This is a genomic window from Spirosoma horti, from assembly GCF_054776595.1.
On sequence record NZ_BAAHBQ010000005.1, the window covers coordinates 159,368 to 184,088 of the forward strand.

Annotated in this window: 18 protein-coding genes; 6 read left to right on the forward strand and 12 right to left on the reverse strand. The window is 50.8% G+C overall.

Annotated elements, in window-relative coordinates; genetic code table 11:
- Window positions 1–163: 163 nt before the first annotated feature.
- Window positions 164–676: a lipocalin family protein gene (locus ACYVAM_RS15700; protein ID WP_461068588.1), complete on the forward strand. Its 513-nt coding sequence runs from the start codon at window positions 164–166 to the stop codon at window positions 674–676.
- Between the two features lie 205 nt (window positions 677–881).
- Window positions 882–1,415: a lipocalin-like domain-containing protein gene (locus ACYVAM_RS15705; RefSeq protein ID WP_461068590.1), complete on the forward strand. Its 534-nt coding sequence runs from the start codon at window positions 882–884 to the stop codon at window positions 1,413–1,415.
- Between the two features lie 48 nt (window positions 1,416–1,463).
- On the opposite strand, the gene ACYVAM_RS15710 is transcribed toward ACYVAM_RS15705, so the two are convergent.
- Both ACYVAM_RS15710 and ACYVAM_RS15715 read right to left on the reverse strand, forming a co-directional pair.
- Entirely contained in the window at window positions 1,464–2,177 is a 714-nt protein-coding gene (locus tag ACYVAM_RS15710) for a uracil-DNA glycosylase family protein (protein ID WP_461068592.1), read from the reverse strand.
- A 157-nt stretch (window positions 2,178–2,334) separates the two neighbouring features.
- On the reverse strand, window positions 2,335–3,438 hold the full coding sequence (locus ACYVAM_RS15715; protein WP_046375993.1) for a vWA domain-containing protein: 1,104 nt from the start codon (window positions 3,436–3,438) through the stop codon (window positions 2,335–2,337).
- A 266-nt stretch (window positions 3,439–3,704) separates the two neighbouring features.
- On the opposite strand from ACYVAM_RS15715, the gene ACYVAM_RS15720 reads away from it, so the two are divergent.
- On the forward strand, window positions 3,705–4,934 hold the full coding sequence (locus ACYVAM_RS15720) for a DegT/DnrJ/EryC1/StrS family aminotransferase (protein ID WP_461068595.1): 1,230 nt from the start codon (window positions 3,705–3,707) through the stop codon (window positions 4,932–4,934).
- A gap of 41 nt (window positions 4,935–4,975) precedes the next feature.
- Here ACYVAM_RS15720 and ACYVAM_RS15725 read toward each other — a convergent pair whose 3' ends face one another.
- The 10 genes from ACYVAM_RS15725 to ACYVAM_RS15770 all read right to left on the reverse strand — a co-directional run bounded on the left by ACYVAM_RS15725 (window position 4,976) and on the right by ACYVAM_RS15770 (window position 19,530).
- Window positions 4,976–6,145, reverse strand: a complete 1,170-nt coding sequence (locus ACYVAM_RS15725) for a XylR family transcriptional regulator (protein ID WP_461068597.1) — start codon at window positions 6,143–6,145, stop codon at window positions 4,976–4,978.
- A gap of 77 nt (window positions 6,146–6,222) precedes the next feature.
- Window positions 6,223–7,473: an MFS transporter gene (locus ACYVAM_RS15730; protein WP_461068599.1), complete on the reverse strand. Its 1,251-nt coding sequence runs from the start codon at window positions 7,471–7,473 to the stop codon at window positions 6,223–6,225.
- A gap of 78 nt (window positions 7,474–7,551) precedes the next feature.
- The gene (locus tag ACYVAM_RS15735) at window positions 7,552–8,394 is read right to left on the reverse strand and encodes an ROK family protein (protein ID WP_461069621.1); all 843 of its coding nucleotides are present in this window, start codon (window positions 8,392–8,394) and stop codon (window positions 7,552–7,554) included.
- 60 nt (window positions 8,395–8,454) lie between these two features.
- The gene (locus ACYVAM_RS15740; RefSeq protein WP_461068601.1) at window positions 8,455–11,040 is read right to left on the reverse strand and encodes a family 20 glycosylhydrolase; all 2,586 of its coding nucleotides are present in this window, start codon (window positions 11,038–11,040) and stop codon (window positions 8,455–8,457) included.
- Between the two features lie 126 nt (window positions 11,041–11,166).
- Window positions 11,167–12,306 carry an acyltransferase family protein gene (locus ACYVAM_RS15745; protein WP_461068603.1) on the reverse strand — a complete coding sequence of 380 codons (1,140 nt, stop codon included), beginning with the start codon at window positions 12,304–12,306 and terminating at the stop codon, window positions 11,167–11,169.
- Between the two features lie 130 nt (window positions 12,307–12,436).
- Window positions 12,437–13,819, reverse strand: a complete 1,383-nt coding sequence (locus tag ACYVAM_RS15750) for a purple acid phosphatase family protein (RefSeq protein WP_461068605.1) — start codon at window positions 13,817–13,819, stop codon at window positions 12,437–12,439.
- A 21-nt stretch (window positions 13,820–13,840) separates the two neighbouring features.
- Complete coding sequence (locus ACYVAM_RS15755) at window positions 13,841–14,728, reverse strand: glycerophosphodiester phosphodiesterase (RefSeq protein ID WP_461068607.1); 888 nt, start codon at window positions 14,726–14,728, stop codon at window positions 13,841–13,843.
- Window positions 14,729–14,964: 236 nt separating this feature from the next.
- Window positions 14,965–17,202, reverse strand: a complete 2,238-nt coding sequence (locus tag ACYVAM_RS15760) for a hypothetical protein (RefSeq protein ID WP_461068609.1) — start codon at window positions 17,200–17,202, stop codon at window positions 14,965–14,967.
- 55 nt (window positions 17,203–17,257) lie between these two features.
- Complete coding sequence (locus ACYVAM_RS15765; RefSeq protein WP_461068611.1) at window positions 17,258–18,448, reverse strand: sialidase family protein; 1,191 nt, start codon at window positions 18,446–18,448, stop codon at window positions 17,258–17,260.
- A gap of 38 nt (window positions 18,449–18,486) precedes the next feature.
- A complete protein-coding gene (locus ACYVAM_RS15770; RefSeq protein ID WP_461068613.1) occupies window positions 18,487–19,530 on the reverse strand; it encodes a polysaccharide deacetylase family protein in 1,044 nt (347 codons plus the stop codon).
- A gap of 834 nt (window positions 19,531–20,364) precedes the next feature.
- Between ACYVAM_RS15770 and ACYVAM_RS15775 the strand changes: the two genes are divergently transcribed.
- The 3 genes from ACYVAM_RS15775 (at window position 20,365) to ACYVAM_RS15785 (ending at window position 24,705) form a co-directional block, all read left to right on the forward strand.
- Window positions 20,365–20,901, forward strand: coding sequence for an RNA polymerase sigma factor (locus ACYVAM_RS15775; RefSeq protein WP_461068615.1), 537 nt, complete (start codon window positions 20,365–20,367; stop codon window positions 20,899–20,901).
- A 102-nt stretch (window positions 20,902–21,003) separates the two neighbouring features.
- Complete coding sequence (locus ACYVAM_RS15780; protein ID WP_461068617.1) at window positions 21,004–21,201, forward strand: hypothetical protein; 198 nt, start codon at window positions 21,004–21,006, stop codon at window positions 21,199–21,201.
- An 87-nt stretch (window positions 21,202–21,288) separates the two neighbouring features.
- Window positions 21,289–24,705, forward strand: coding sequence for a SusC/RagA family TonB-linked outer membrane protein (locus ACYVAM_RS15785; protein ID WP_461068619.1), 3,417 nt, complete (start codon window positions 21,289–21,291; stop codon window positions 24,703–24,705).
- The last annotated feature ends 16 nt before the right edge of the window (window positions 24,706–24,721 follow it).

Below are 24,721 nucleotides of genomic sequence, written 5' to 3' on the forward strand. Positions count from 1 at the left end.
TACCAGAAGGCCTGGAACGTCATTGGTTTGCCAGGAAGGTGACTTGGTTCTAATCCTTGACCACCACTGAATAGATCGCGTACCATTGTATCGAAGAACTGTCTTTCTTTGTAGGCCAGAGTATGGCATGACCTAGTTAATCAACTTTTACAACCAGAAGCAAATGAAAGACCTCCGTTTATCCCGCTTATTCGCCTGGGCACTACTTATCGCCATTCCAGTGTGGTTTGGTAGTTGCTCAAAAGATGACAACCCGATTATTACCGATACACCCACGGTTGAAGGAAGCTACAAAATCAGCACCTTGACTATTGATCCTAAGGCCCTGGGGTTGTATACCGACTTGATAGCAGGCTCTAAGCTGTTCTTTAATAACACAACTTGCCTGAACGATCTTACCATTACGTTTAAGACCGGTGGGGAAGCAACCACTGATAACCCCGCAGCATGCCAAACGATTCCTGTTCCGGTTAGCACGTTTACCGGCATCGATGCCACCAGTAAATGGAGCCTGAGTGGTAACCAACTGACGGTGACCAAAAGTGATGGGACTAAAACGGCTTATACCGTTCTGAGCACAGGGTCTACGATGAAACTGCAATGGCAAGGTACCTTGAACTATCCTACGCCTAGTCCTACCATTTACACGTACACCATGGAATTGAAGAAACAATAAGAACGTAAATCAGCGCTTTTCGAGGACCGGCTCACGAGTGAGCCGGTTTTTTTATGAACTAGTCAGACAACGCTGAAGTCAATTCATCGGCCAACAAATACACTTCACTCAGTAAATACGACCGTTCACACAGTAAGTTACTTAACGCGCTGAATGGCTCCAATAGATTTGTAATAACTTAAAAACAAATCAATTGGATACTTTTATGAAAACGATGAATATCGCCCGGATCATGGCCTGGGCACTAGTAGTAGCCATGCCGCTATGGTTCGGAAGCTGTAAAAAAGGTAGTGACGATGTCGTAACGCCAACAACATCATCCGTACAGGGTAGCTGGAAAATATCCGGTTATAAGATTGACCCCGGTATTGATATTTCGGGAAATGGCCAGAAAGTCAACGATATGCTGGTCATTTTGCGGTCATTGCCCAACGGGCTTGGGAATGATGCCGTGGAGTGCCTGACCACTTCCGTGATTACGTTCAACGCCAATGGGAAAGTTAGCGGAACAGCAGGATCTAAATGCTCGACTACGACGGACATGAACCCCGTTGAGGAAAATTCAAGCTGGAAATTAGATGGCAACAAATTGACCCTGACCAGCGGATCTGATGTGACTGTCTATGATACGGTAATCAGTGGTAACACCCTGAAACTTTCCGGGCAAGAAATGGAGGATTATGACGGTGACGGCAAAGATGAGACCTATACAATTACATTGGAACTAACGAAGGTTTAACAAAACGTTGATGCCTAACGAACGACTCACTAGACAATAAGTCGTTCGTTAGGCGCCTTCCACGCATTCATGTAGGGTAGCAATGTAACGATCAAGATACGTCGCTATATCCTTCGATTTATATTGCAAAATGTAGCGTGGATGGTCGAGGGTAAGAATGCGGTCGAAGAAACCCTGTTGCTCATTGAGTCGACGCAAATACGTTTCATTTTTGCGACCCAGACACACCGCTACTCGCCTGTTGCAACCAAAGTCAATCTGGGTACGAACCGTTTCGGTGATGGCGGTCCATAGTGCTTCGGTGGTTTTGCGGTCGTCGTAAAAGTTGTAATTTTTTGGGCCACCCAGTTTTCCATCTCGGGCAGGTCCATTTTTGGTGAGGGCCAACGGAAACAGCGATGTCAGAAAAAACTGGCTGTAAAATGCCTTCGCCCCACCGAAGGCGTCAACAACCTGGTAAATAAATCGACTCGATAGTTCGGGTGTGTCGCGCAGGTCGTTAGCAATGCCGCAGTACCGGCGCAGATTCTGGGGCGTCGTGAACGAAATTCCTGTTACACCCGCTCCAAATCGACCTGGATTAATGCCCAGCACAAACACCCGAGGAGCGGTGTCTGCAAAGAAATTTGTGTAAAACTCATCGACAATGGCCCGAACCTCCGGTTGCGGATACGGGTTCAAAACACCAATATCCGGCGGAAGATTGGCGGGTTTTTCCAGAGAGTTATAGTAAGCAATGGCTTTACTGGCGAAAGTGGTCATTTATACGAAGAGTATGTACATTAAACTAACGAACCGCCCCTATTCGTTTTTTGTATCTTTTATTTGGATGGGGCGGCTTAACCAGCAGACGTATAAAAAATGAGTGGCGTGTAGCATCGGGTTCTCCGATGCTACACGCCACTCATTTTTTCAGTTATTACTTGATATTCTTGCGACGGTTCCGCTGAAAATCTTCGAACATCATGTTGCCTAATCCCTGCAGACCGCTGTAATATGCCCGGCCGTTGTTCACTTTCGTAAACTCCTGCACAAACTGTTTCAGGTAGGGGTCGGAGGCAATCATAAAGGTCGTAATCGGGATCTCCAGCCGACGGGCCTGTGCGGCCAGGGTCAGCGTTTTGCTAACGACCTTCCGGTCGAGTCCGAACGAGTTCTTGTAGTATTTGATGCCTTCTTTCAAACAGGTCGGTTTGCCGTCGGTGATCATGAAGATCTGCTTGTTTTTGTTCTTGCGCCGACGCAGTAAATCCATCGCCAGTTCCAAACCCGCTACGGTATTGGTATGGTAAGGGCCAACTTCCAGATAAGGCAGGTCTTTGGCCTGAATCTGCCAGGCATCGTTGCCAAACACTACAATATCGAGGGTGTCTTTCGGATACTTGATTTTGATCAGTTCAACCAGCGCAAGCGCCACTTTTTTGGCGGGTGTAATCCGGTCTTCGCCATACAGAATCATGGAGTGGCTGATGTCGATCATCAGCACGGTAGAGGTCTGCGTTTTCTGCTCTTTCTGCGTCACTTCCAGATCGCGTTCCATGAGCGTAAAATCTTCTACGCCACTGTTAATCTGGGCGTTGCGGATGGATTCGGTCATGGAAATCTGTTCCAGGGAGTCGCCAAACTGATACGTGCGAATGTCGCTGCTCAGCTCGTCGCCGGTGCCGGTATAAGGCGTCTGGTGATTGCCGCCTGATTTGGAGCGCTCAAGTTTACCAAATATTTCTTCGAGGGCGCTCCGGCGAATCGTCTGTTCGCTTTTTGGCGTCATCACAATTTTTCCTTCCTGATTGTCTTCTGTCAGGTAGCCTTTTTCTTTCAGGTCATCGAAGAAATTACCAATGCCGTATTTGTCATCGGTGAGACCATACTGGCGATCGAGCTGGCTCATCCAGGACATGGCCTGCTCGACATCCCCGGAGGTCAAGAGCAGCAACTGCTGGAAGATGTTCAGCAACTGGTCGAATTTGCTGCCTTCTTTTTGTTCGGGTGGTACATAATCAGAAAATTGAAAGCCTTTCATAGGTAAAGTGGTTTGCTATCGGGTGAACGGCTTGGAACGCCTAAGTTGATACTCTTTCTTCGCGGTGGTCGTGCCCTCTGTCATTAATGCGTAAGCCATCGGCGTATTGTCAGAACAGCGCGTTTCGCGGATTTGTTCGGTCTGTTCAGCCTAGCTTATAAGGCAACGTCAATACGTAGTTCGATAGCCTGAAACCGGTTCATCCATGTACTATATTGGCACTGGGTTCAGCTTGTTAAACGAATAGTCCCAAAAGACCGTACAGAATGATGGATATAAATAAAAAACAATTGGCAATAGAGGGCGGGCCAAAATCCGTGAGCAAGATTTTCCCCTGGCCCATCTACGACGAAGCCGACGTTCAGGCGGTGGCCGGTGTGGTGCGGAGTGGCCAATGGGGAAATCCCGACTGTGCCGATGACGTGGCCCGCTTTGAGCAGGAGTTTGCTGCCTATTGTGGTAGCAAATATGCCGTGACCTGCGTAAACGGTTCGGTATCGCTACGGCTGGCTTTAATTGCCGCTGGCCTACGACCCGGCGATGAAGTCATCGTGCCGCCTTACACGTTCATTGCAACGGCCTCGGTCGTACTGGAAATAAATGCCGTGCCCGTCTTCGTTGATATTGATCCGCAAACTTATAACCTCGATCCGGCCCGAATCGAAGCCGCCATTACGGAGAAGACAAGGGCGATCATTCCGGTTCATTTTGCCGGTTTGGCCTGCGACATGGAGGCTATTCTGGACATTGCTAAACGGCACAACCTGCGGGTGATCGAAGATGCGGCCCATGCACACGGAGCCGAGTACAAAGGCCGCAAACTTGGCTCTATCGGCGACGCAGGCAGCTTTAGTTTCCAGTCATCCAAAAACCTCACCAGTGGCGAAGGAGGAATTGTCATTACTAACGATGAGGCCCTGTATGAAACGATGAATTCGCTCCGGAATGTGGGTCGTTTGCCGGGTGGCCAATGGTATGACCATTTCAATCCTGGCTGCAACTACCGGATCACGCAACTCCAGGCGGTGCTTCTTTCCGAGCAGTTGAAACGACTGGATGAGCAGACGATTACCCGCAACGAAAATGGCCTTTATCTCGATAGCCTGCTGGCCGATATTGACGGCGTTACACCCCTGAGCCGGGGAACGGTAGCGATTCGGCATTGCTATCACCTGTATATCTTCAAGTATGATCGAACCAAATTCGGCCAGCTACCCAGGAACGAATTTGTTGCCATGCTCTCGGCAGAAGGAGTTCCCTGTTCGGCGGGCTATCCGCATCCGTTGTATAAACAGCCCGTGTTTCAGCAGAAAAACTTTATGTGTTACGCCATCCCCAAATCGGTCGATTATACGCAGGTGTATTGCCCGGAAGCTGAGCGGGCCTGCCGCGACGAAGCCGTGTGGATTTTTCAACAGGCCATGCTGGGTAGCCGGGCCGATATGGAGTCGTTTGCCCGGGCGATTCAGAAAATTCAGGCGGCTGTCGGTCATTGACGGCGTCCGGGTTTAAACATCAGGTTTTCGGTAAGTTAAGTCTACTTGCCTGCCAGGTACCGATTTCGGTATTCGAGGGGCGTGCAGCCTTTTACCTGCCGGAATTGCCGGGCAATGTTTTTGCTGTCGTTCAGGCCGAGTTCCAGGGCAATCTCAAAAACCGTCAAGTCTGTTTCCAGCAGCTTTTTCGAGAACTTCTCCATGCGTAGATTCTGAATATACTTGTAAATGGGGTAACCGATCTCGTGCTGAAACCGCATCTCCAGCGACCGTCTCGATAAGGGTACTTGTTTGACCAGAACATCGACTTGAAGATTTTTGTCTATGTTCTGATGGATGTACTTCAGCGAAGTGGCAATGAAATCGTCATGGGTCGCGTAGATGTCGGTCGACTGGCGGGTGATGACCTGTGTGGGTTTGACGATGATGTCATAAAAAGAGGCCGTTTCTTTCCGGATCATGCGGTCGAGCAGGCGGGCTGCATCATAGCCACCTTTCTCGGCATCCTGCGCAATGCTTGACAGGGGAGGGTCCGACAGCTCACAAATCATTTCATCATTATCGACTCCCAAAACGGCTACCTCTTCGGGAATGCGAATTCCCGAATGTCGGCAGGCTTCGGTAATATGCTGTCCCAGGCGGTCATCGCAAGCCATGATGGCAACCGGCCTGGGTAACGATAGTAGCCACTGGCTCAGCGAGCTGGGCTTATAATACCACAATTCGGACTCGTTGGCCCGTGCATTTTTATTCTCAAAATAATGAACTTCATAGCCCGCTCTGGAAATACGTTCCTCGAATCCTTCCGCTCGTTCCCGAGACCAGACGATGTCGGTGAATCCATAAAAGGCAAAGTTTTTAAAGCCTTTTTTTAGGAAATAGTCAGCGGCAATGGCGCCTGTTTCGTGGTGAGCCCCTGTTATGTTGGGAATTTCGGTGAACCGTTCCTTAAAGTCCTGCGCAATGAGCGGAATGCCCGCCTGCACGATTTTGCCGATGTTTTCATCGTTGTATAGTTGTCCGATAATACCGTCGGCCTCCCATTCGAGCGCCCAGTTCAAGATGCCGTCAATGCCCATCGTTTCCCGGTGGAAGAGCGGCATCCGACAAAAAATCCAGGGGCCATGCTCCCGCGAGTACTTCGTGATGCCTTTCAACAGGCTTTTGCTGTATTCCTCCGCGAAGTCGATCAACAGAATAATCTTGTGCATAGGGAAAGAGCGAATGAGCGAATGAGGAAACGAGTGAAAACCACCGGGAAGTTGCGCGATTGCGTCAGGCGGCTCCTTCACTCATAAACTCTGTCGCTCTTTAGTTTGATTATTGCGTTGGTAATCAATGGTTTAGCCCAGAGGCCGATGCTGAAAATATAGCCCAAAGTAAATAACAAAACCAGCATCGCCCAGCGAAGCCCGACTAGTTCGGCCAGGCCGCCAATGATCAGAGGCACCAGCGCCCCCCCAACGATACCTGTACACAGGATACCCGAAAATGTACCGTGATGTCGAGGCATGGAATTAAGCGCGAGCGAGAAAATAATCGACCACATGACGGAGGCAAAAAAGCCAGTGGCCGGAAATGCATACAGGGCCACGTCTTTTGTGCCAAACAGCCCGGCCAGTAAGGCAATGATGGCACCTAATGTAAACAGGATAAGCACGTAGCGGCTGTCTGCCAGCTTTAACAGAACAAGGCCCAGCACGCAGCCTACCGTCATCAGTCCCCAGAAAGCAGCCACCACTTGAGCCCCGGTAGTGGCCGGGTCAACACCATGATAGAGTTGGAGAAAGGTTGAGATCCAGTTGGCAATGCCCTGTTCTGTACCGACATACGCAAAAATTCCCGCGAAAAAGAGAAGTACGGTTTTATTGTTCACTAATTCCGTCAGCGTGGTGCCCACTTCTATCTTTTCGTCATCCTTAAGCTCCACGGTCGGGAAGTTGATCAGAGCCACCACCACAATCATCAGGAGTGTCGTGAGGGCGAACACCCAGTATAACGATACCCATTCGAGATGAACAGGAACCAGCCGGTTGAGCAGGGCAATGGGAAGGCTGGTGTTCGTTGTGTGAAGGTTAACGACAAAATAACTGTATAAAAAAGGACTGATAAACGAAGCGGCTCCGGAGAAAAGTTGCGCCAGTACCGAATTGAATGCAAAATGAGCTTCGCCACCCGCCACCCGCAACAGCGGATTGATGACGACCTGTAATATAGCCATCCCTACACCAATGGAGAACAGGGAGACCAGCGCGACTGAAAAACGGGGAAGCAGCGCAACCAGCAGCGCACCCAGAAACGCCAGAAAAAAAGCCCCAAGCAACACCCGCTTTTCCCGGTATTTTTCGACTAGTAAGCCCGCCGGTACCGACACACCGTAGGCGACAAAAAAAGCAAACGGCAGAAAACCCGCCAGGCCAATGCTCAGATGAAAACTGTCGACCAGGTCGGGAATGATGGGCCCCAGAATGTTGGTCAGGAACGAAATGACAAAGAAAACGAGTAGAATCAGGACAACAATCAGGGTGTTACGGTTCATAATTAGTTCTTAGGAGCTTCCGGCTGTTAAAATAAAAGAAGGCTTTTTTCATTCGTAAACCGTTCGGGTAAACGTCCCTTACGTGCGCTCGCGTTGGTCGACTAGAGCCGCAGCGCCCAGGAGAGCGATGCCTTCTTTTTCTGATTGGAAAATTTTCAACCGTTTCAGGGTCATCGGATAGGCAAAATCCTGCATGCTCTCCAGCATCCCGGCTTTGAAGAAAGGGTACGCTTTGGCAATGGAGCCGCCTAATACAATAACTTCCGGATCATAGGCATACAGGACCGCTTTGATGGCCCAGCCAAAGTGATGGCCAAATTCGAGCCATAGTTGCCGCGCCTTTTGGTCACCCAGTTGAGCCGCCTGGCTGGCTTCCAGGGCGGTTGTTCCGTGAACCGCCTTGAAAAATTCGGCAGAGGCATAATACTCGAAATTTTTGTCCCGGTAAGGCAGTAAGCCGATTTCGCCCGCGCCACAATTTGAGCCCGCAAAAAGTTGATTGTTCATGATAATTCCCGAGCCGAGTCCGGTGCCAATAGACATGCCAACCACCGAATGGTAGGATTTCGCCTGCCCAAACTGATGCTCGCCCAGGGTGAAACAATTCACATCATTGTTGACAAATACGGGAACGGCGAACTCTGCCTCCAGAATGTCGCGCAACGCTACCTCTTTCCAGGAGGGGATATTGGCGACATTATAAACGATGCCCCGGCCCACATCGACCACCGATGGAACGCCAATGCCGATGCTGCTTACCGACGAGTCCGCCAGGGGACGAATCAGTCCAATTAGTTGTGATAAGGTAGAGGAAAGTGATTCTTTTTGGTGCAACAGCCCACTCTTCTGGTGGACAATTGATCCATTCTGCACAAGCCCGGCCCGCACGTTCGTCCCGCCTAAGTCGACCCCAATAGTCATTTGATGCATTCAGTTTTTAGTGTGTTCGCCTGGTCTATACGATACGCTTCGCCTGGGGCATTACGGAACCTTCAGGACAACCGACCTGCTCGATCTGCCCGATGCATCGAAGCTTTTTAGTGTCAACGTGCCTGCAACCTTCACCGGCCCCGCATACAAGGTGGACTGAGCCGTGGGCTCCGTTCCATTGGTCGTATACCGAATGGCAAGGCCAGGCAGTTCTACATTGGCTTTAAGCATCCCTTTTTCAATAAGGGCACCAGGCAGCGGTAACCGGTAGGTATAGCCGCCGTTGATTGTCGCCAGCCGGGGTAAGTCTTTCTGAGCCAGGGTATTGGCAAATACATTCCAGCCCATACGCATCGATTTTTCGCGCGCCTGCTTATTCTCGATCGTTTCCCAGGGTCGTTCTGCTGCCCAGGCACTTTCGGCGAAGCCCAGCAGTTTGGGCAGGATGTCGTATTCGGCCATGGCGCGGCCCTTAACCGTTTCGCTCCAGAGCTGGGCTTCTACACCCCGGATGTTTTTGCGGGCTTCGGGTTTCATAGGCTCCAGGCCCGCGTAAGTTAAGGGTTTTCCCATCGACGTTTTATAGGTTGTCTTGACCATATCGAAGGGCGCAAATGCCCAGTTGTTGCGCGTATCGACATAACCCGCCCAGTACAGACCCGGCTCCTGCGGATCGTTGGTATAGGCCATATCGAAGTAAAAGTTCGACACGTTGCATAACACCACGGGATAACCCGCATTCGCCATCCGATTGCCCAGATCCATATCGAACAGATTGTTCCATACATACGGAACTACGCCCTGGCCAACAAATTCAGGGTTCAGGACTAATTTCCCGTCAGCGGCTTTGGTCAATACGGCTTCTTCCCAGCCATGTATTTCCAGGTTACGCTTTTTGAGTCGCTTGACGAGGTTCCGAAAGAAGTAGGTCTGCAGATTCTTGGGATCTTTGATCGTTGGATTAGCGCTTAACACCCTGGCCGCTACGGGCGATTTTGTCCAGGCACCTTCGGGTACTTCATCCCCACCCGTATGCAGAACATCCATCGGTAGACCGGCTGCTCTATACATCTTCGTAAGCTCATCGATCACTTTTTCGCAGAAATGATAGGTGGACTCCTGCCCAACGCTCACTACGTTATCGGTATAGCCCTGTGCCGACAGATACACTGATTTGTCATCGGGGTCGATCAACCGGTATTCTCTGGCTTCTTTCTCTTTTCCTTCTTTCATCAACCGTTCGTAGCGGGCCTCCATGGCTTTGATGGCCGCTCGGGCGTGGCCCGGTAAATTGATTTCAGGAATTACTTTAATATGGCGTTCAGTGGCGTACTTCAGGATGTCAATAAAATCGGCTTTTGTATAATACCCACTGCCGTATTTGCCTTCGTCATACGCCCTGGGGCCTGAGCCATAAGCCGGATGCAGCACGGGCGTTTCTTTTCCCGACGTATGGGCTCGTTGGGCACCCACTTGAGTCAGCTCGGGCAATCCATCGATTTCGAGTCGCCAGCCCTCGTCTTCTGTCGTGTAGAACAGGAACGTATTGATTTTATAAATGGCCAGCAGATCGAGTAATCGCAGGATGGTTTCTTTCGTCTGGAAGTTCCGGCTAACATCCAGATGCATTCCCCGGAAGGCAAAGCGGGGGGCATCCTCGATCTGCACATAGCGGACGGCAACAGTAGCCGCAGGCTTCAAGTAGCTTGTGGTCGGAAGGAGGGCCAGCAAACTCTGAACGCCATAGAAAACCCCCGCTGCGTCGTTACCGGTAATGAGCACCCCGTTTCCGTCGATGCCTAATCGGTACGCTTCGCTGGCAACGCCCTTAACGCTGACGTTGCCCTTTTTTAGTGATATGCAGGGTCCTTTCGGCGCTCCGGTGCTTACGGAGAAATTGCTGCCAGTCAATGGTTTTAACTTCCGGCTCAGGTAGTTCGCTTCACGTTCGAGGCCTTTGTCCGTGTAAATCGGTAATGACGAATTAAGGGTTAATGTGCCCGTACCGGGCGTCAGTTTGACCGGCGACGGAATGATTTGTTGAAGGTTATCGGCGGGAAGCAAAGACGCTGTCAGATTGGTCTGATAGGTATGCTCGGGTGTAAATAGCGGCTCGCTATCGATTTTGCCCCGCAGCATTTGCTCTCGTCGGGTAAAGGGTGTAACGCTATAGTTGGCTACCTGTACGATGCGCTCTTCCTGGCCATCTTTCGAATAAAAAACAAAATAAAGCCCCATTGGCGCATCCGTCAGCTTATTGACGGCTTCTGTTCCTTCATACCGAATTTGGATAGTCGCACCTGGTTTCAGAGTAAAGCCTGGGTTAGGGGTGAGTTTATACCAGTCGCCATTGATATGGTGGACGGTGGCAGGCTGAGGGGTCAACGTTGGAATGAGCGGCCGGGGAGACATGTTGAAAAACAAGGCCCAATTGGCATCGGTCAGTGGGGTGCTACTGCCATTAGTGAGGCTGAAGCGGGCTTCGAAGCCCGTGTCTATTTTTGTAAAATTGCTGACGAGTTCCCAGCCAACGGCGATCTGTTTGGCCTCATCCGAAGTGGGTGTGCTGCCTGATCGACAGCCATTCATACAAACGCTGATCGACAGGATGAGGATGGTAAAAAAAGCAGATCGCATAAATCCTTAGGTTAAGTATCCTTAGTAATACTCAAATCAGTACTAAAGATACCATTGCCGGAAGCGGCTTTTTTTGCATGTTGATGCTGACGCAACCGGGCTCCCGCTCGCTGTATGTGAACTGGCTCAAACCCGTAGAAACGTCTTTTTCTTGTATAAGAAATAAAGGAACGCCCACTTTACGGCAAGGTAGCCCAGGACGCCCAGCACGGCGGCTACCCATCCTGATGAAAGACGGTTGATCAATCCGCCAAAGAAAAAGTGGGATGCGTAGGCGAAGTCGATGAACTCGTCGGCCACATAGATCAGGATGGAGTTCATGCCGATAACCGTAAAGAAAAACGTCCAGCCTTTGATGCCCTTGACGTCGATGATCCAGTAAAAGATACTGAGTAAACTCAGGCTCAGACCGCCGGTAACCAGCACAAACGAGCTGGTCCACAGGTTTTTGTTGATCGGGAAGACAAAATTCCAGAGTACGCCAAGCAGGACAAAGAGGGCGCCTGCTCCCAGTAGGTATAGCGCTTTCTGACGACCTGTTTTATGGTTCGTTTTTAGAAATGAGCCGGCGAAAATGCCCAGCAGCGCGTTGCCAATGGCTGGGATGGTCGAGAACAGGCCTTCCGGATCATGCATCGTTTTGTAGAGATGGCCCGGTACCACCATGCGATCAATATAGCTGGCCAGATTACAGTCCATGGTTAGCACACCCGCTCCGCAGCCCGGCACAGGTATCAGCGCCAGAGCGGTCCAGTAACCCAATAAAATCCCGACAAACACGAGGTATTGTGTGCGTGGTCTGACATACAGAAAAATCAACTGAGCAGACATGCCCGCCAGCCCGATACGCCCCAGAACACTCGGGAAACGGGTATCCTGAATTGCTTTGACAAATAGCCCATTGTTATAAATAATGCCTAACAAAACCAGAACAAGCCCACGGGAAATAATCTTGCGGGCAATCTGCGCCTTTTCATCGCCTTTTTCCAACCGCGACCCTATTGAAAACGGCGTGGATACGCCCGCCAGAAACACAAACAACGGGAAAATCAGATCATAGGCCCGGAAGCCATTCCAGTCGGGGTGGGTAAACTGATCGGCGATGAGCACAGCCCAGGCCCAGCCGGTTGTTTTGGCCAGAACCTGAAAAATCTCTTCACCACCCATAATCCAGAACATATCGAATCCCCGCAAGGTATCGAGCGAGAGAAGGCGCTTCACGGGAGCAGGCTGGAGTACAACAGGGTCAACAGACGATGTAGGCATTACAGACATAGGGTTCGGCGAGTAGCAGGCGTATGGATCGATCCGGTGTCGAAGCAGGGATAGTAGCTTGTCTGGATATAAGCGATTTTCGTGGCGTCTATGAGTTCGTTTGATTCTGTGACCGCCAGCGCTAAGGGTTGGCCTGTTGCTTTCGGGCTTTGTAGTTCTGAAAGCGATTCTGGTATTCCTGTAGCTGTTCGGGCTTGATCTTCTGCTGGTATTCGGCGGGTAGATCCAGGCGCTCAGGCAGGAGTGCCGGTGCCTGATCGAGCAGTGTATTCTGCCCGTTCCTGTTCTTCGTCAGGATGAATGAGTCGTATTTTTGCCCGGTTACGGTAAAGGACTGATACGCTAATTTGTCGCCATCGATTGACACGGTTTGATAAAGTTGCGTGTTTGAGCCCGCCCGATCCATCCAATCCTGCAAACCAATATCATACATCTTCGGGCCGCTCACCGATACCACATAAATGGGCCCGTCCGGATGTTTCCGGCTTTTTCCCAGAGGCATATTCAGGCCACGGCCATAGGTATGATCATGCCCCTGCAAGACGAGGTCGACGCCGTATTTTTTGTAAATGGGCTCCATTTTCAGCCGCCATTCGTCGTTGTCGCGGCCCTGCTTGGTTGAATAAATCGGGTGATGATGAACGACGATCGTCCAGCGGTTTGGGTTCTGGCCCAACACCCGAACGAGCCAGTCTGCCTGGGTGGTTAAAACGGCCGAGTCGAGCAGGGCGGCTTGTGAATCCAGGGAAATAAACCGTGTTCCCTGATAATCGAAGAAATACGCCGTTTCTTCGAGGCCCTTCGGCCCGTTTTCGGGCAATACGAAAGAGGGCCGCCAGTGCTTCGACACCCGACCTTTGCCCTGTTCATCCTTAAAATATTCATGATTGCCGGGTGTGGCCAGCGTGGGCACCATGCCATTGATCCAGCCGCCTGCTTCGAACCACTCGGCCCATTGCCAGTCGGCATTTGAAGTAGTAATTAAATCGCCCGCATGGACCATCAGATTCACCGTTGGCAATGTCGAGTAAGCGCCCCGTATGGCCCGTGACCAGAGCGAGCGAATGTCATTCTGGGCATCACCGAAATACAAAAAAGAAAACGGAGCGGGTTTGTCCTGAGCGGTTTTGAAATGAAACCATTCGCTCCAGTAGGTGCCATCACCAACGCGATAACTATACTGCGTGCCGGGTTTCAGGTTTTTGAAATGGACGGAATGGTAGCGGACCTGTTTTTCGTCCATCACTGCTGTTTCACTGATAGCCGGAACAAGGGTCGCGTTCCTGACAAAATCAGGCGAAGGATCCGCTTCAGCAATAGCGCCAACGGCGTTCGTAACCGTCGAATCGGTGCGCCAGTTTACCGACTGCGAGGTTGCGGGTTCACCCTGCCAGCCCAATATGAGCCGGTCGGGATAAGAAGTGGCAGGGTATGGTTTATGAAGCTGCGCTTGGGCAGATGAGATGGGGAGGGCAGCAAAAAGAAAAAAGAAAAGTAATTTCATACGGTTTGAGTGCCTTGGGCATTATTTTGTGGACTGAGCCAGGGTTTTATACACATGGATGACATAATCGGTTTGGATGACGTCAATGCCTGCGTGAGCTGCTTTTCGGTACTGTTCGGGCGAATCCAGCGGGCCTAATAAATCAGAAAAAGCCTTGATTCCCCGTTCGTGAATTTGCTGGATGAGCGTTTCGTTAACCGCCAGCCAGTTTAAATCAAAAGCGTATGGACTAAGCTTGTTGATTTTGTCGGGCATTTCTTCTGCCTTCCGTAACGAAGGCATCAGCCGGGCCGTTGGGGCCACTTGTTTCAGCGCCAGCAAAACGTCATCGGAGCCATAGAAAACAGCATTTTTTAGCAGCCCATATGTTTGTAATGTGTTGACTAAAGGCGCTGGCGCTACTGCTTTACAATCGACGTACAGGTTTGTGGGAGTCGGATGAGTTGCGTTCCAGTGAGCAACCAACTGACAAACTTCGGCCAGGGTCGGGATTTGTTCGGTCTGGAAACGATCGGCAAATCCCTTGCCCGCCGATAGTGTTTTCAGGGCCGACAGGGGCTGATCGTTGACCGGACCGGTGCCTGTCGTTGTGCGGTTCAAACTGCCATCGTGCAAAATAATCAACTGGCCATCCTGCGTTGTTCGAACATCGATTTCAATATAATCAACTTGCATCTTCAGTACTTCCCGAAAGGTAGCGAGCGTATTTTCGGGCGCCAGCTGCGAGCTTCCCCGGTGAGCAGAAACGCCCGTTGGGTAGCGAGTTGCCATACTCGTGCGGTACTGGTTGATGGAGTCGGCAACGGAACCCGACTTATCCATTGATTGGCCAGCGACCAGGTTCGTGGTGATCAGCCCTAAAAACAGAAGGCCGAGCGACCAGGCTTGTGCCGGTTGTTTATTCGTCATGTATGTGGCGCGTTTTTTCGGTTGGGTCGGGCCCGCCGGTCGGATAGCCTTTGGCTATACCGTTTCTGTCGATCCAAGGCATTTGCCAGAGTTGTTTTGACCTCGTTGTCGTTTTCGACGCCAACGAGGGTTGATCCCTTGCCTTTACCAGCGATTTGAAGACAACTATAATTTAGTACGGCGTACGGCAAGATTCAGGCTAGTCTGGCCAGACGTTATTTCGACAAATAGCAAAGTCACTTCCCGGCCGGGGCACTGATCACGCCCAGATACCGGCCCATCCAATAGGGTAGGAGCCAGATGTCGCCCGCACTGTGTTCGGAAGTACCGCTATTGCCCTTGGAACGATCCAGCGTAAATCTATTGCCGTTGTGGCGCTGAATGGGCGTTTCGTCGGGCGGAAGTACTTCCTGGGTGGTTTGATTCCGGAAATTCGGAGCTATGGTTGTAATGTCTTTTCGGTGACTGTTCTGGATGGACCAGTCGATCATATCGAGCGGATATTCCTGCAAATACCAGACCGCTTCGGGAAGGTCGACGTTTTTTGCGCCGGTCATTGCCGCGAATATATTCCAGGCCCCGTCTTTTTCCGGCCGCTCAGCCTGCCAATGGTCCAGAATGGCCGCTTTGTATTTGGCCTTCAAGTCCTCATCGAATGCGTAGCGGTATAGTCCCCAGTAGCCAACGAAATACATCTCATCGTCAGAGTGGTTCCAGCCATCCGACATGTGTTTGCTGTGCTCGTCGGCATCTTCGGGCGCTTTTCCGATGATCTGCATCGGCCGCATCAGGTTCTCTAAATAACCTTGTTTTTGGAGTAATTCGAGCGCTTTCTTTTTATACTTTTCTTTTTTGGTGAAATGATAGGCCGTTTGCAGCATGGCCGTCAGGTTCGAGGAATTTAGCTTCCGATCGCCCACGTTGACTGGAAAGGCATTTACGTACTCCGGATTCCATTTGCCCCACATCGTCGGCTTGCCGTCAAAGTCGATCAGGTACAGGTTGTGCGACAGGATATGGCTCATGACCGTATCGATGAGCGTAATGGCCCGGCGTTGAAGGCTTTTGTCGTCGACCAACTCGGCCATCGCTCCGAAAGCGAAAATATGGCCAATGATTTCGTCGCTACTGGTGGTGGATTTCCAGTCCCAGCCAGCCTGTGGCGAATGCTGCCAGCGCTCCGGGTCCGACAACTGATCGATGTAACCCGCCCGCTCGAAGGAACGAGCCGGGAAGCCCGGTACCGGATTGATGGTATATAATCGCTCCATGGCGTCGAGCGATTCACGGCAATTTTGGAGCGCTTCCTTGTCTTTGGTGACCGCGTAGCGGAAAATTTCTCCGCCCAGATACATGGATGTCCAGAGGCCATCGTTATCAGAATCAGCCAGATAGCCCGTAGCCAGATTGCCTTTTTCCATACGGTCGAGCGAGGCATTGAAGCCGTTTCGAATGTGTCGGCTTCGAACCTGATCTTCATAGAAAACCGCTTTGTCGTAGAGTGTCATCGACTTAAAACAGATTTTGCTCAGGCCCGCCGTGGTCAGGATCAAAACCGAATTTTTCGGACCTTCCGTGATCGCTGTTACCTGGTTGCCTGGTAGCCAGCGTTCGCCGTTGTAGTAATCGTATTTGCCATCGGGGCGCAGCGAAAAAGCGCCTTTTGTGGTACCGAACCAAACTTTACCGTTTATGGCAGCCACGGCGGTGATGTCAGTCCAGGGGAGCTTCTGGTGAATGGAACCGAGTTGTTTTTTGCTCACCGCATCGACTTCGATATACCCATCGTTGGTGCCAATTAGTACCTTCTGGGCGGGTGTCAGGGCAAAAGCGGTGAATCCCGAACCGCCAAGCACTTTGGTTAGGTTGAAATCTGCCCCCGAGAGAGTATAGAGCGACTTCTTGCCGAGTATCCAGAACAGGTTCGTTGCCGGTTGGAAATGAGCGCTAATCACTTCATCGGATGGGAGCGCCCCTTTCCAAAGCAGCCTGCTATCCCTGACAAGCTGTAGCGCACGACCATCGGAAACGAGAAAGGTGTGGTCGGGTGTTCCAGTAAAGATCGTTGCCTGCGGAAGCTGGTGTTCCGCCTGTAATTTTCCTGCCCAGGCATTACTCACCACGGCCTTTTGACTCAGGTAAACGAGTTGCTGATTCTGTGAGCCGATCGCCTGTAGCTTCATGTCTTTCATGAACCGGTACGTCTGATCGGGTAATAAGGCACCCGGATGCAGAAATTCACCGTTGGCGGGGTGTAGCAGCCCTTCGGACGAGAATACCTGAATGATTCCGTTTCGGTCGCAGGCGACGCCGGTGAGGCTGGTCGTTGGTTTATCGACATAGTATTTGATACTGTAGTCCTGCTGGAATGGTTTATCCTGATAGACGCTCTGGGCGCTGAGCCGCTGGTTGCCCAGAACGAGAAAAGCCAGTAGACTGCCAGCTAATCGGGTATAACGGAGGGGTGTGATCATGAAAGAGAACAGGTTATATAGGCGGTTTTAACGCGCGGGTGTCGCTGGGTTATCTTTACTTGGTAAGGCGTTGCGGATCAACGACGACATACTTGATTGATTTGTCATTTTTCCCGACGCCATGATGCGAGTACGTCATATGCAGCAAGCCATCGGACGTTTGAATGAGAGAGGGATACGAATAATTGCCCTGCCCCGGCTGATGCGCTTCAATGCGGGTTTTCCATTTCCAGGTTTTTCCTTCATCATCGGATAAAAACAAACTCAGCCGATAGCGGCCATCCGCCAGATCATTACCCAGAAAGGCCCATCGACCATCGTTCAGCACCAGCAGTTCAACACTGGCGGTATTGGGGATGTCTGTTTTTGCCGTGGCTGCCCAGCTTTCGCCCTGATCGGTCGACTGGCTGATATGCACCCGGGTGGGTTCGTCGCCACTGTCGCGCATGAAGGCGACAATCGTTCCGTCTTTCCGGCGGGCCAGCGCTGGTTGAATGGGTCCTCTGCCCACAACGGGCAGGCTGGGCCGCCAGCTAGCGCCGTCGTCGTCTGAAATGGCCATGAGTGAGAAATTGAAGCCGTCGGAATAGAGGGGGAGGAGGATTCGGCCTTTTTCGAGCAGCAAGGGTTTGATTCGGGTCATCCAGCCTATGCTACGTTTTCCGGCATCACGACTGGCCTGCAAAATCAGGTCGTCATATTTGGGCGCATACCCTGCCCACCCAGTGGTGCTGGGTGGTAGCTCTTTAAACTTTGCAGCTACTTCCAGCGCAAAACCGTCACCGGGTTTGAGCAAGATATTGTCCTGCCAGTTCCAGACGGGTGGCCCACTTTTAGTATAATCGGTTGAGGTCTTGTAGCAAAGTATGGAATATTCCCACTGGTTGGCCTGAACGGCAATCCAGACCAGAAATAATTTGCCCTGGCTGTTCAGAAAAATGACGGGATTGCAATCGGGAATGGTGGGCGTATCGGCCATCAGGAACGGTTCGCTCCAGGTTTTTTGCCCTTTTCGTAAACGAGCTCCCATGATTTTGACATCGTCGGCAGTTCGTTCGCCACTACCATAAAACCAGACCGCCAGAAAATCACCGTTGGGCAGGCTGACAAGGCTACTGCCGTGTACGTGTTTTTCCTGAGCCGGGAAAATCAGCATTTCACGGACAATGGCAGCATTGGGCACCTGTGCGACAAGGGATCTTGTGACCAGGAGGAGAGCTGTCAGCAGGAGAACGATTCTTTTCATTGGTGTTTCATTCATGAGTGGGCTATACGCATGATTCTCTATTTAGCCTGCTTTCGTCGCGTCATTACCTCCCGCCAAGTGGTGAGTATAATGCGTTCTTTGCGGAGATAGGCTGCCAATTCGGGGTCCATCATAGAAAGCATATCGCCATAGCGGGAGCCGCCCGACGATGAAATTTGAGTAAACTCCTCCGACGCATCGGTACTGTGGATGATGAACATGGCAAGGCCGGGCTCCATGCGGGTCAGGGCATCTTTGAACTGCGCGGTTTTATACTTACCCCAGGCTTCCGGCGTTACGTCGGTGGTGGCGGGCTTCCAGTTTCCACTGATTGTGTGCAGATCATCGAGCACAGGCAGGCCTGCTTTCCAGATCATGTCGCCTACCGCTTTTGCTTTTTTCAGGCTTTCCGGCAAGGGTAGTTGGGTACCTTCTTGCCATTTGCCTTCGGCCTTGAGCTGTTTAATGAGGGGATAATTTGTGCATTCGATCAGCAGCTTGTTGTTTCCACCCGGAAACATTACCGGAATACCATAGGCGATGCCCACCCTGATATAACGTTCGAGGTAGGATTCGTTGGCGAAGAGCGTTCCCATGTGCGAGTCGAGGTGAGTGGGTTTAAGCCCCATCGCCACGGCCCGGTCGATCTGTGCTTTCATTTCCAGTTCGACCTCGTCGGCGGTAGCGTGCTTGATAACGTCGGGCACATCGGGCCAGAAAGCACCTTCGGGGTCTGTCAGGCCGGGCACCTGTTTGCTGCCTGCCAGCGGACTCCAGCGGTAGTTTTTCCATTCAGACGTCAGGGTCAGGTGAATGCCTGCGTCGATTCCCTTTTTCAGCGCATAATTCACAAAACTTGCCGACCAGGGGCAGGGCATCATGATACTTGTGGAGGTGGCCGTTCCCTGCTCCAGCGATTTGATAGTGCCCTGATTGGAAGGGTACGACATACCGGCATCGTCTACGTGGAAAATAACCACTTTCGAACCCTTCGGCCAGCCTAATTTCTCGGCATAGGTCTGGGCGATTAGTGTGCCGATCGTGCTGCAAAGAAGAACAGATAGAAGCAGGATGCGGGTCATATTGTCAGGGTTTCAGGTACTTCTTGGTTAGCCTCAATCATAGACTTGTATCGGTTTATGGATTCCAGGCCAGCGCATAAGGGTATACGTATATTGGCTAGGGATAGCTCATTGACCGGACGCCCATCCGGCACGAGCGGGCCAACAAAGGGCACATCTGTGCACTGAGAATGGGGCTGTCCGTTCTGTTGCCGGGGTACGCTTCTGGTCGAACCTCGTGTGCAGCGTGTTTCTGATATACGCTGCGGATGGTGTATCGGGCTATTCGGGGATTGATAAATTTCGTGAACAAGGACAACCTGGCGGTTGCCGGCGGGGTATTTCGGGACGATCTGGGTGCCTAAAAAAGGTACGTTAACCCAACATTATGCCTCTTTTGGCCAACGCAGGCTACTTTTTTATAAACGGCTGATAGTGTGGCCGTAACGATAGAGACTCCTTCCGGAATATTACCCCTGAATGAAATTTGAGTGATTTGCGCAAATTGAAGGCAATTTTACGCAATAAGCGAAAACGAAATGAGATCGGCTCGTCTATATTTGTTGAGTCTACCGGGTATAAACAAAATATTATTTTGAATAATGTACTCCCATAGACTAAATGAAAACTAAAAAGGTTAATTAGCGGAAAATAATTTTGTTTCGGTAGTTCAGAATCCTGTTCTGCTGTTTTCTGGAATAGTTTATAAAAGTTTTGCGATTAATTCAATTTATAGCTTTTTGATAGACCCATGCGAGGAGTAAACTGTATGGAGTCTGGTTAAACAGCTTGGTAGTACGCGCACTGATTTTTGCTCTCTTTTTGCCCAGCTTTCCACCTTAACTTTTTATACGCATGGCTCATCTCTCCGAAACCATTATTCACCAGGCCATACAGGGTGATAAGGTCGCTTTTGCTGAAGTCTATCAGCATTACCGTACACCCGCCCTCAAGTTCAGTATCACGCTCCTGAAAGATAAAGAGGAGGCTGAAAATATGGTCCATGACGTATTCATAAAAATCTGGGACAAACGGTCCCTTATCAACCCTGAGCTTAATTTCAGTTCCTATCTGTTCACCTGCCTTCGGAACATGATATTCGATTACCTGAAGCAACTGGAAAAGAGCCAGTTACTTCGGCAACGGTATATGGAACGGATGGAGCGAACAACGGAAGAGGATCAGGAGGCTATTGAAACTCGCTGCCGGGTACTGCATACAGCCATCAATGCGCTGTCTGAAAAACGTAAACTGATCCTCCTGCTTAATGTAGAAGGGGGGAAGTCCTATCAGGAAATAGCGGAGTCATTACGGATTTCCAAGAATACCGTTAAAAACCAGCTTGTTAAGGCAAAACAGCTGCTGCGGGAACGGGTCGATCTCGCTGACTAAGCAGTGGTCGTTTGTTTCCTGATTTAAAGAAAATAAGATAGACGAATAGTCTCTTTTTTAGCCTTGCCAGTACTATGTGTAAACTGCCTGAACACAAGGAGAATGGAAAGGCAAAGCATCACCTATCTTATTGAGCAATTAATCCGCCAGAAGCTGTCAAAAGAAGAAGTTGACGAATTGCTGGCTAGTCTGCATTATCCGGCAATGAGACAGGCCTACTCCGACATACTCGAAGCCTATTTCACGGAATTACTGAATCAACACGAATATCAGCCAGAACCTGGTAAACAACCGGAGTAAGCAAGCGCCGACCAACTCCACAAACGTGTAGGGCCTACTGATTAACCTTTGTATTTGATTTATTGACCATCTCATAACTGAACACGCATGAAACCAATTTCTACTTTTCAGTTGATTCTGAAGCATTCGCTGGCTATCGCTGTCGTAGTTGGCGTATGCTTTGCACACGCGTTGGCTAAGGGAACGCCCAAGCGAAATCCGGCCAAAATCATAACGGGGACGGTTACGCTGGCCACCAATAATCAGCCGATTGCCGGGGCCAACATCCTGATCAAAGGCACACAGACCGGATCGGTTACCGATCAGAAGGGGAACTACTCGATTTCTGTAAACAGCAACACGGCGATTCTTGTATTCTCGTTTATCGGACATAAAACGCAGGAAATTACGGTAGGTAATCAGTCCGTTATTAATGTCGAACTGGTTGAAAATAGCGAGGTACTGGGCGAAGTCCTCGTTACAGCTGCGCTGGGTATCAAGCGGGAAGCTCGCTCATTGGGGTATTCGATAGGCGAAGTTCAGGGAAAAGACCTGAGCCGGATAGCCCAGGAAAACGTCCTGAATTCGCTGGCCGGTCGTGTGCCGGGTGTTCAGATCAATTCGACAGGACCGTCCGGTTCGTCGGTGAGCATGATTATTCGGGGTGCTAAATCGTTGAACACGGATAACCAGCCCTTGTTTGTGGTCGATGGCGTTCCGATAGCCAACTCGCTGAACAACGTAAGCCAGATTGGTAACGACAATCGTGTCGATTATGGTAACGCCATTTCGGATATCAACCCCGATGATGTGGAGAGCATATCTATCCTGAAAGGGCCTAGTGCAGCGGCCTTATATGGCTCTCGGGCGGGGAATGGCGTGGTGCTGATTACAACAAAAAGTGGATCAAAATCGCAGAAAATGACGGTGTCGGTCACATCGAATACCGTATTTGATCAGCCATACAAGTATCTGAAAACCTCGAACCAGTTTGCTACTGGTATTCTTCCCTTTACACCCAACAACAACCCGTATCCGGGCGGAATTCTGCAAATCGATGAAAGCTCGTCGGGTGGGGTCGGCCCTGAACTCGACAAAGGCTATAACGCCATTCAGTGGAACAGCCCGGTCGGGCCGGATGGCAAGCCGATACCAACGCCCCTTGTTTCGCACCCTAACAATATCCGGGATTTTGTGAGAACGGGCATTACCAGTACCAATGGCGTATCGATCGCCAATAATTCCGATAAAATCACTTACCGGCTTTCCTATTCCAATATGAGCAGCCGGGGTATTGTTCCCAATTCAGATCTGTTCAAAAACACCCTGGCCATCAGCACGACGGCCCGGGTAAACAGCAAATTTACGCTGAGCACAAACCTGGATTTTAGCCGGAACAATTCCAACAACCGGCCCGCTGGCGAACGGGGAACAAACCCGCTGCAATGGGCCTACGGCGTTGGATCACATATCGACATCAATGACCTGCGGGACTACTGGGTTCCGGGTAAAGAGGGCCTGCAACAAAAGTCTCAAAGTATCGGCAACTATAATAACCCGTACTTCCTGGCCTATGAAGTGAACAACAGTTATGTCCGGGACCGGGTATTTGGCAACCTGCGGGCCGAATGGCAGATTACACCGGAGATCAAATTGATGGGCCGCTATGCACTGGACACGTATTCTGAACAACGGGAAACGAAAATCGCCAAAAGCTATACCGGCGAACCCAACGGGGCCTATGGGCTGATTAACCTGAAACGCTATGAGCGTAATGCCGACTTTCTGGCCACGTATACCAAACGATTCAACGCGCTGAGCGTAGTCGTATCGGCCGGGGGAAACAATCGCTACTCGCAGTCGACGGATATAAGCACCAGCAGTAAAAATGGCGCAGGACTGATTATTCCGGGTCTCTATACCATTCAGAATATTGCTCCCAACAACCTCCAGTATAACAATTACCTCTATAAAAAGGCAATTTACAGCGTCTACGGAACCGCTAATTTCGGCTTTAAGGACATGATTTATCTGGACCTGACAGCCCGTAATGACTGGTCAAGTACGCTACCGGTCAACAATCGGTCGTATTTCTATCCATCGGCTTCTCTAAGCTTATTGGTCAACGAAATGATCCACATGCCGGGCACGGTCGATCTGTTTAAAGTGCGGGCTGGCGTAGCGCAGGTAGGCAATGATGCTAATCCCTACAGCCTCTATCCGACGCTGGGTGATGCTGGTGCCTGGAATGGTGTAACCCGCCTGAATAAATCAGGCAGTATTCTGCTGCCCAACCTGAAGCCCGAGATTGCAACGTCCTATGAAGTGGGCATCGACTACAACATGTTCCGGAACCGGCTCCGGTTTTCGGGAACGTATTATACCTCGGACAACCGAAACCAGATTCTTCCCTCGCAGATTGCACCGTCTTCTGGCTTTACAACCAAAAATATCAATGCGGGGCTGCTCGAAAGCCGGGGTGTCGAACTCTCGCTGGGAGGCACCATCGTCGACAAAGGCGGTCTACGCTGGGACTTGACAACCAACTTTACCAAGAACACGACACGCATTAAGGAACTGGCCGATGGTATACCCTACTACACCTTATGGACCGATGCCAAAGGGGGCGCCTGGACCTATGTAGGCGACAAGGTTGGTGATATTTATGATGCGGCCGTTATTACCGTAACCGACCAGAAATCACCCTATTATGGATATCCAATTCTGGACAACGATGGTTCCTGGCAGAGCACAAGCGCGACCAACACAAAGAATAAAATCGGGAACTTCAACCCGAACTTCATGCTGGGTGCTCAGAGCTCCCTATCCTACAAAGGCTTCACGCTGAACGTGTCTCTCGATTGGCGGGCTGGTGGTAATTTCGTATCGCAAACGTACCGCTACATGGAATCCGATCTGCGTTCGCAGCGGTTCCTGGATAACCTGATCAACCCGGGCGGGCGGACCGGTGATGCGCTCCGTAACTGGCTGGTCGAGAACCAGGATCAGTACATCAAAATTCATGATAATTTCTTCCCGATCGTGGGTGGGCCAACGGCTGCTTATGGCGGGTTCCCCTTTGAATTCGGCGGAAAGACCTATGCCTATGGTGTATTCAACCCCGGCGTTATTGCCCAGTATGATTCGCAGGGCAATATCACGGGCTATACGGAAAACCTGGGTGGAGCGGGCACCAAAATCGTTCCTTACGGTGATAACTACCCCTGGAGCTTTACCCGGGCGGCTACCTTCGATGCCTCCTTCGTGAAGCTGCGGGAAATTTCGCTGGGGTATGATATTCCGGCAAGATTCGTCAAATCGATTGGTTTACAGAACGCTACGTTCTCGGTATATAGCCGTAACATCATTCTGTGGACAGCGGCTAAAATCAACGTAGATCCCGAAATGGCCTTCCAGCCACAGGCAAGTCCACAAGCCGGTACGCAGTTTAAGCAAGGTATCGAGCGCTATAACGTAACACCCTGGACTATCCCGGTTGGTTTCAAACTTGGTCTCACGTTCTAAGCACGACAAAACATAT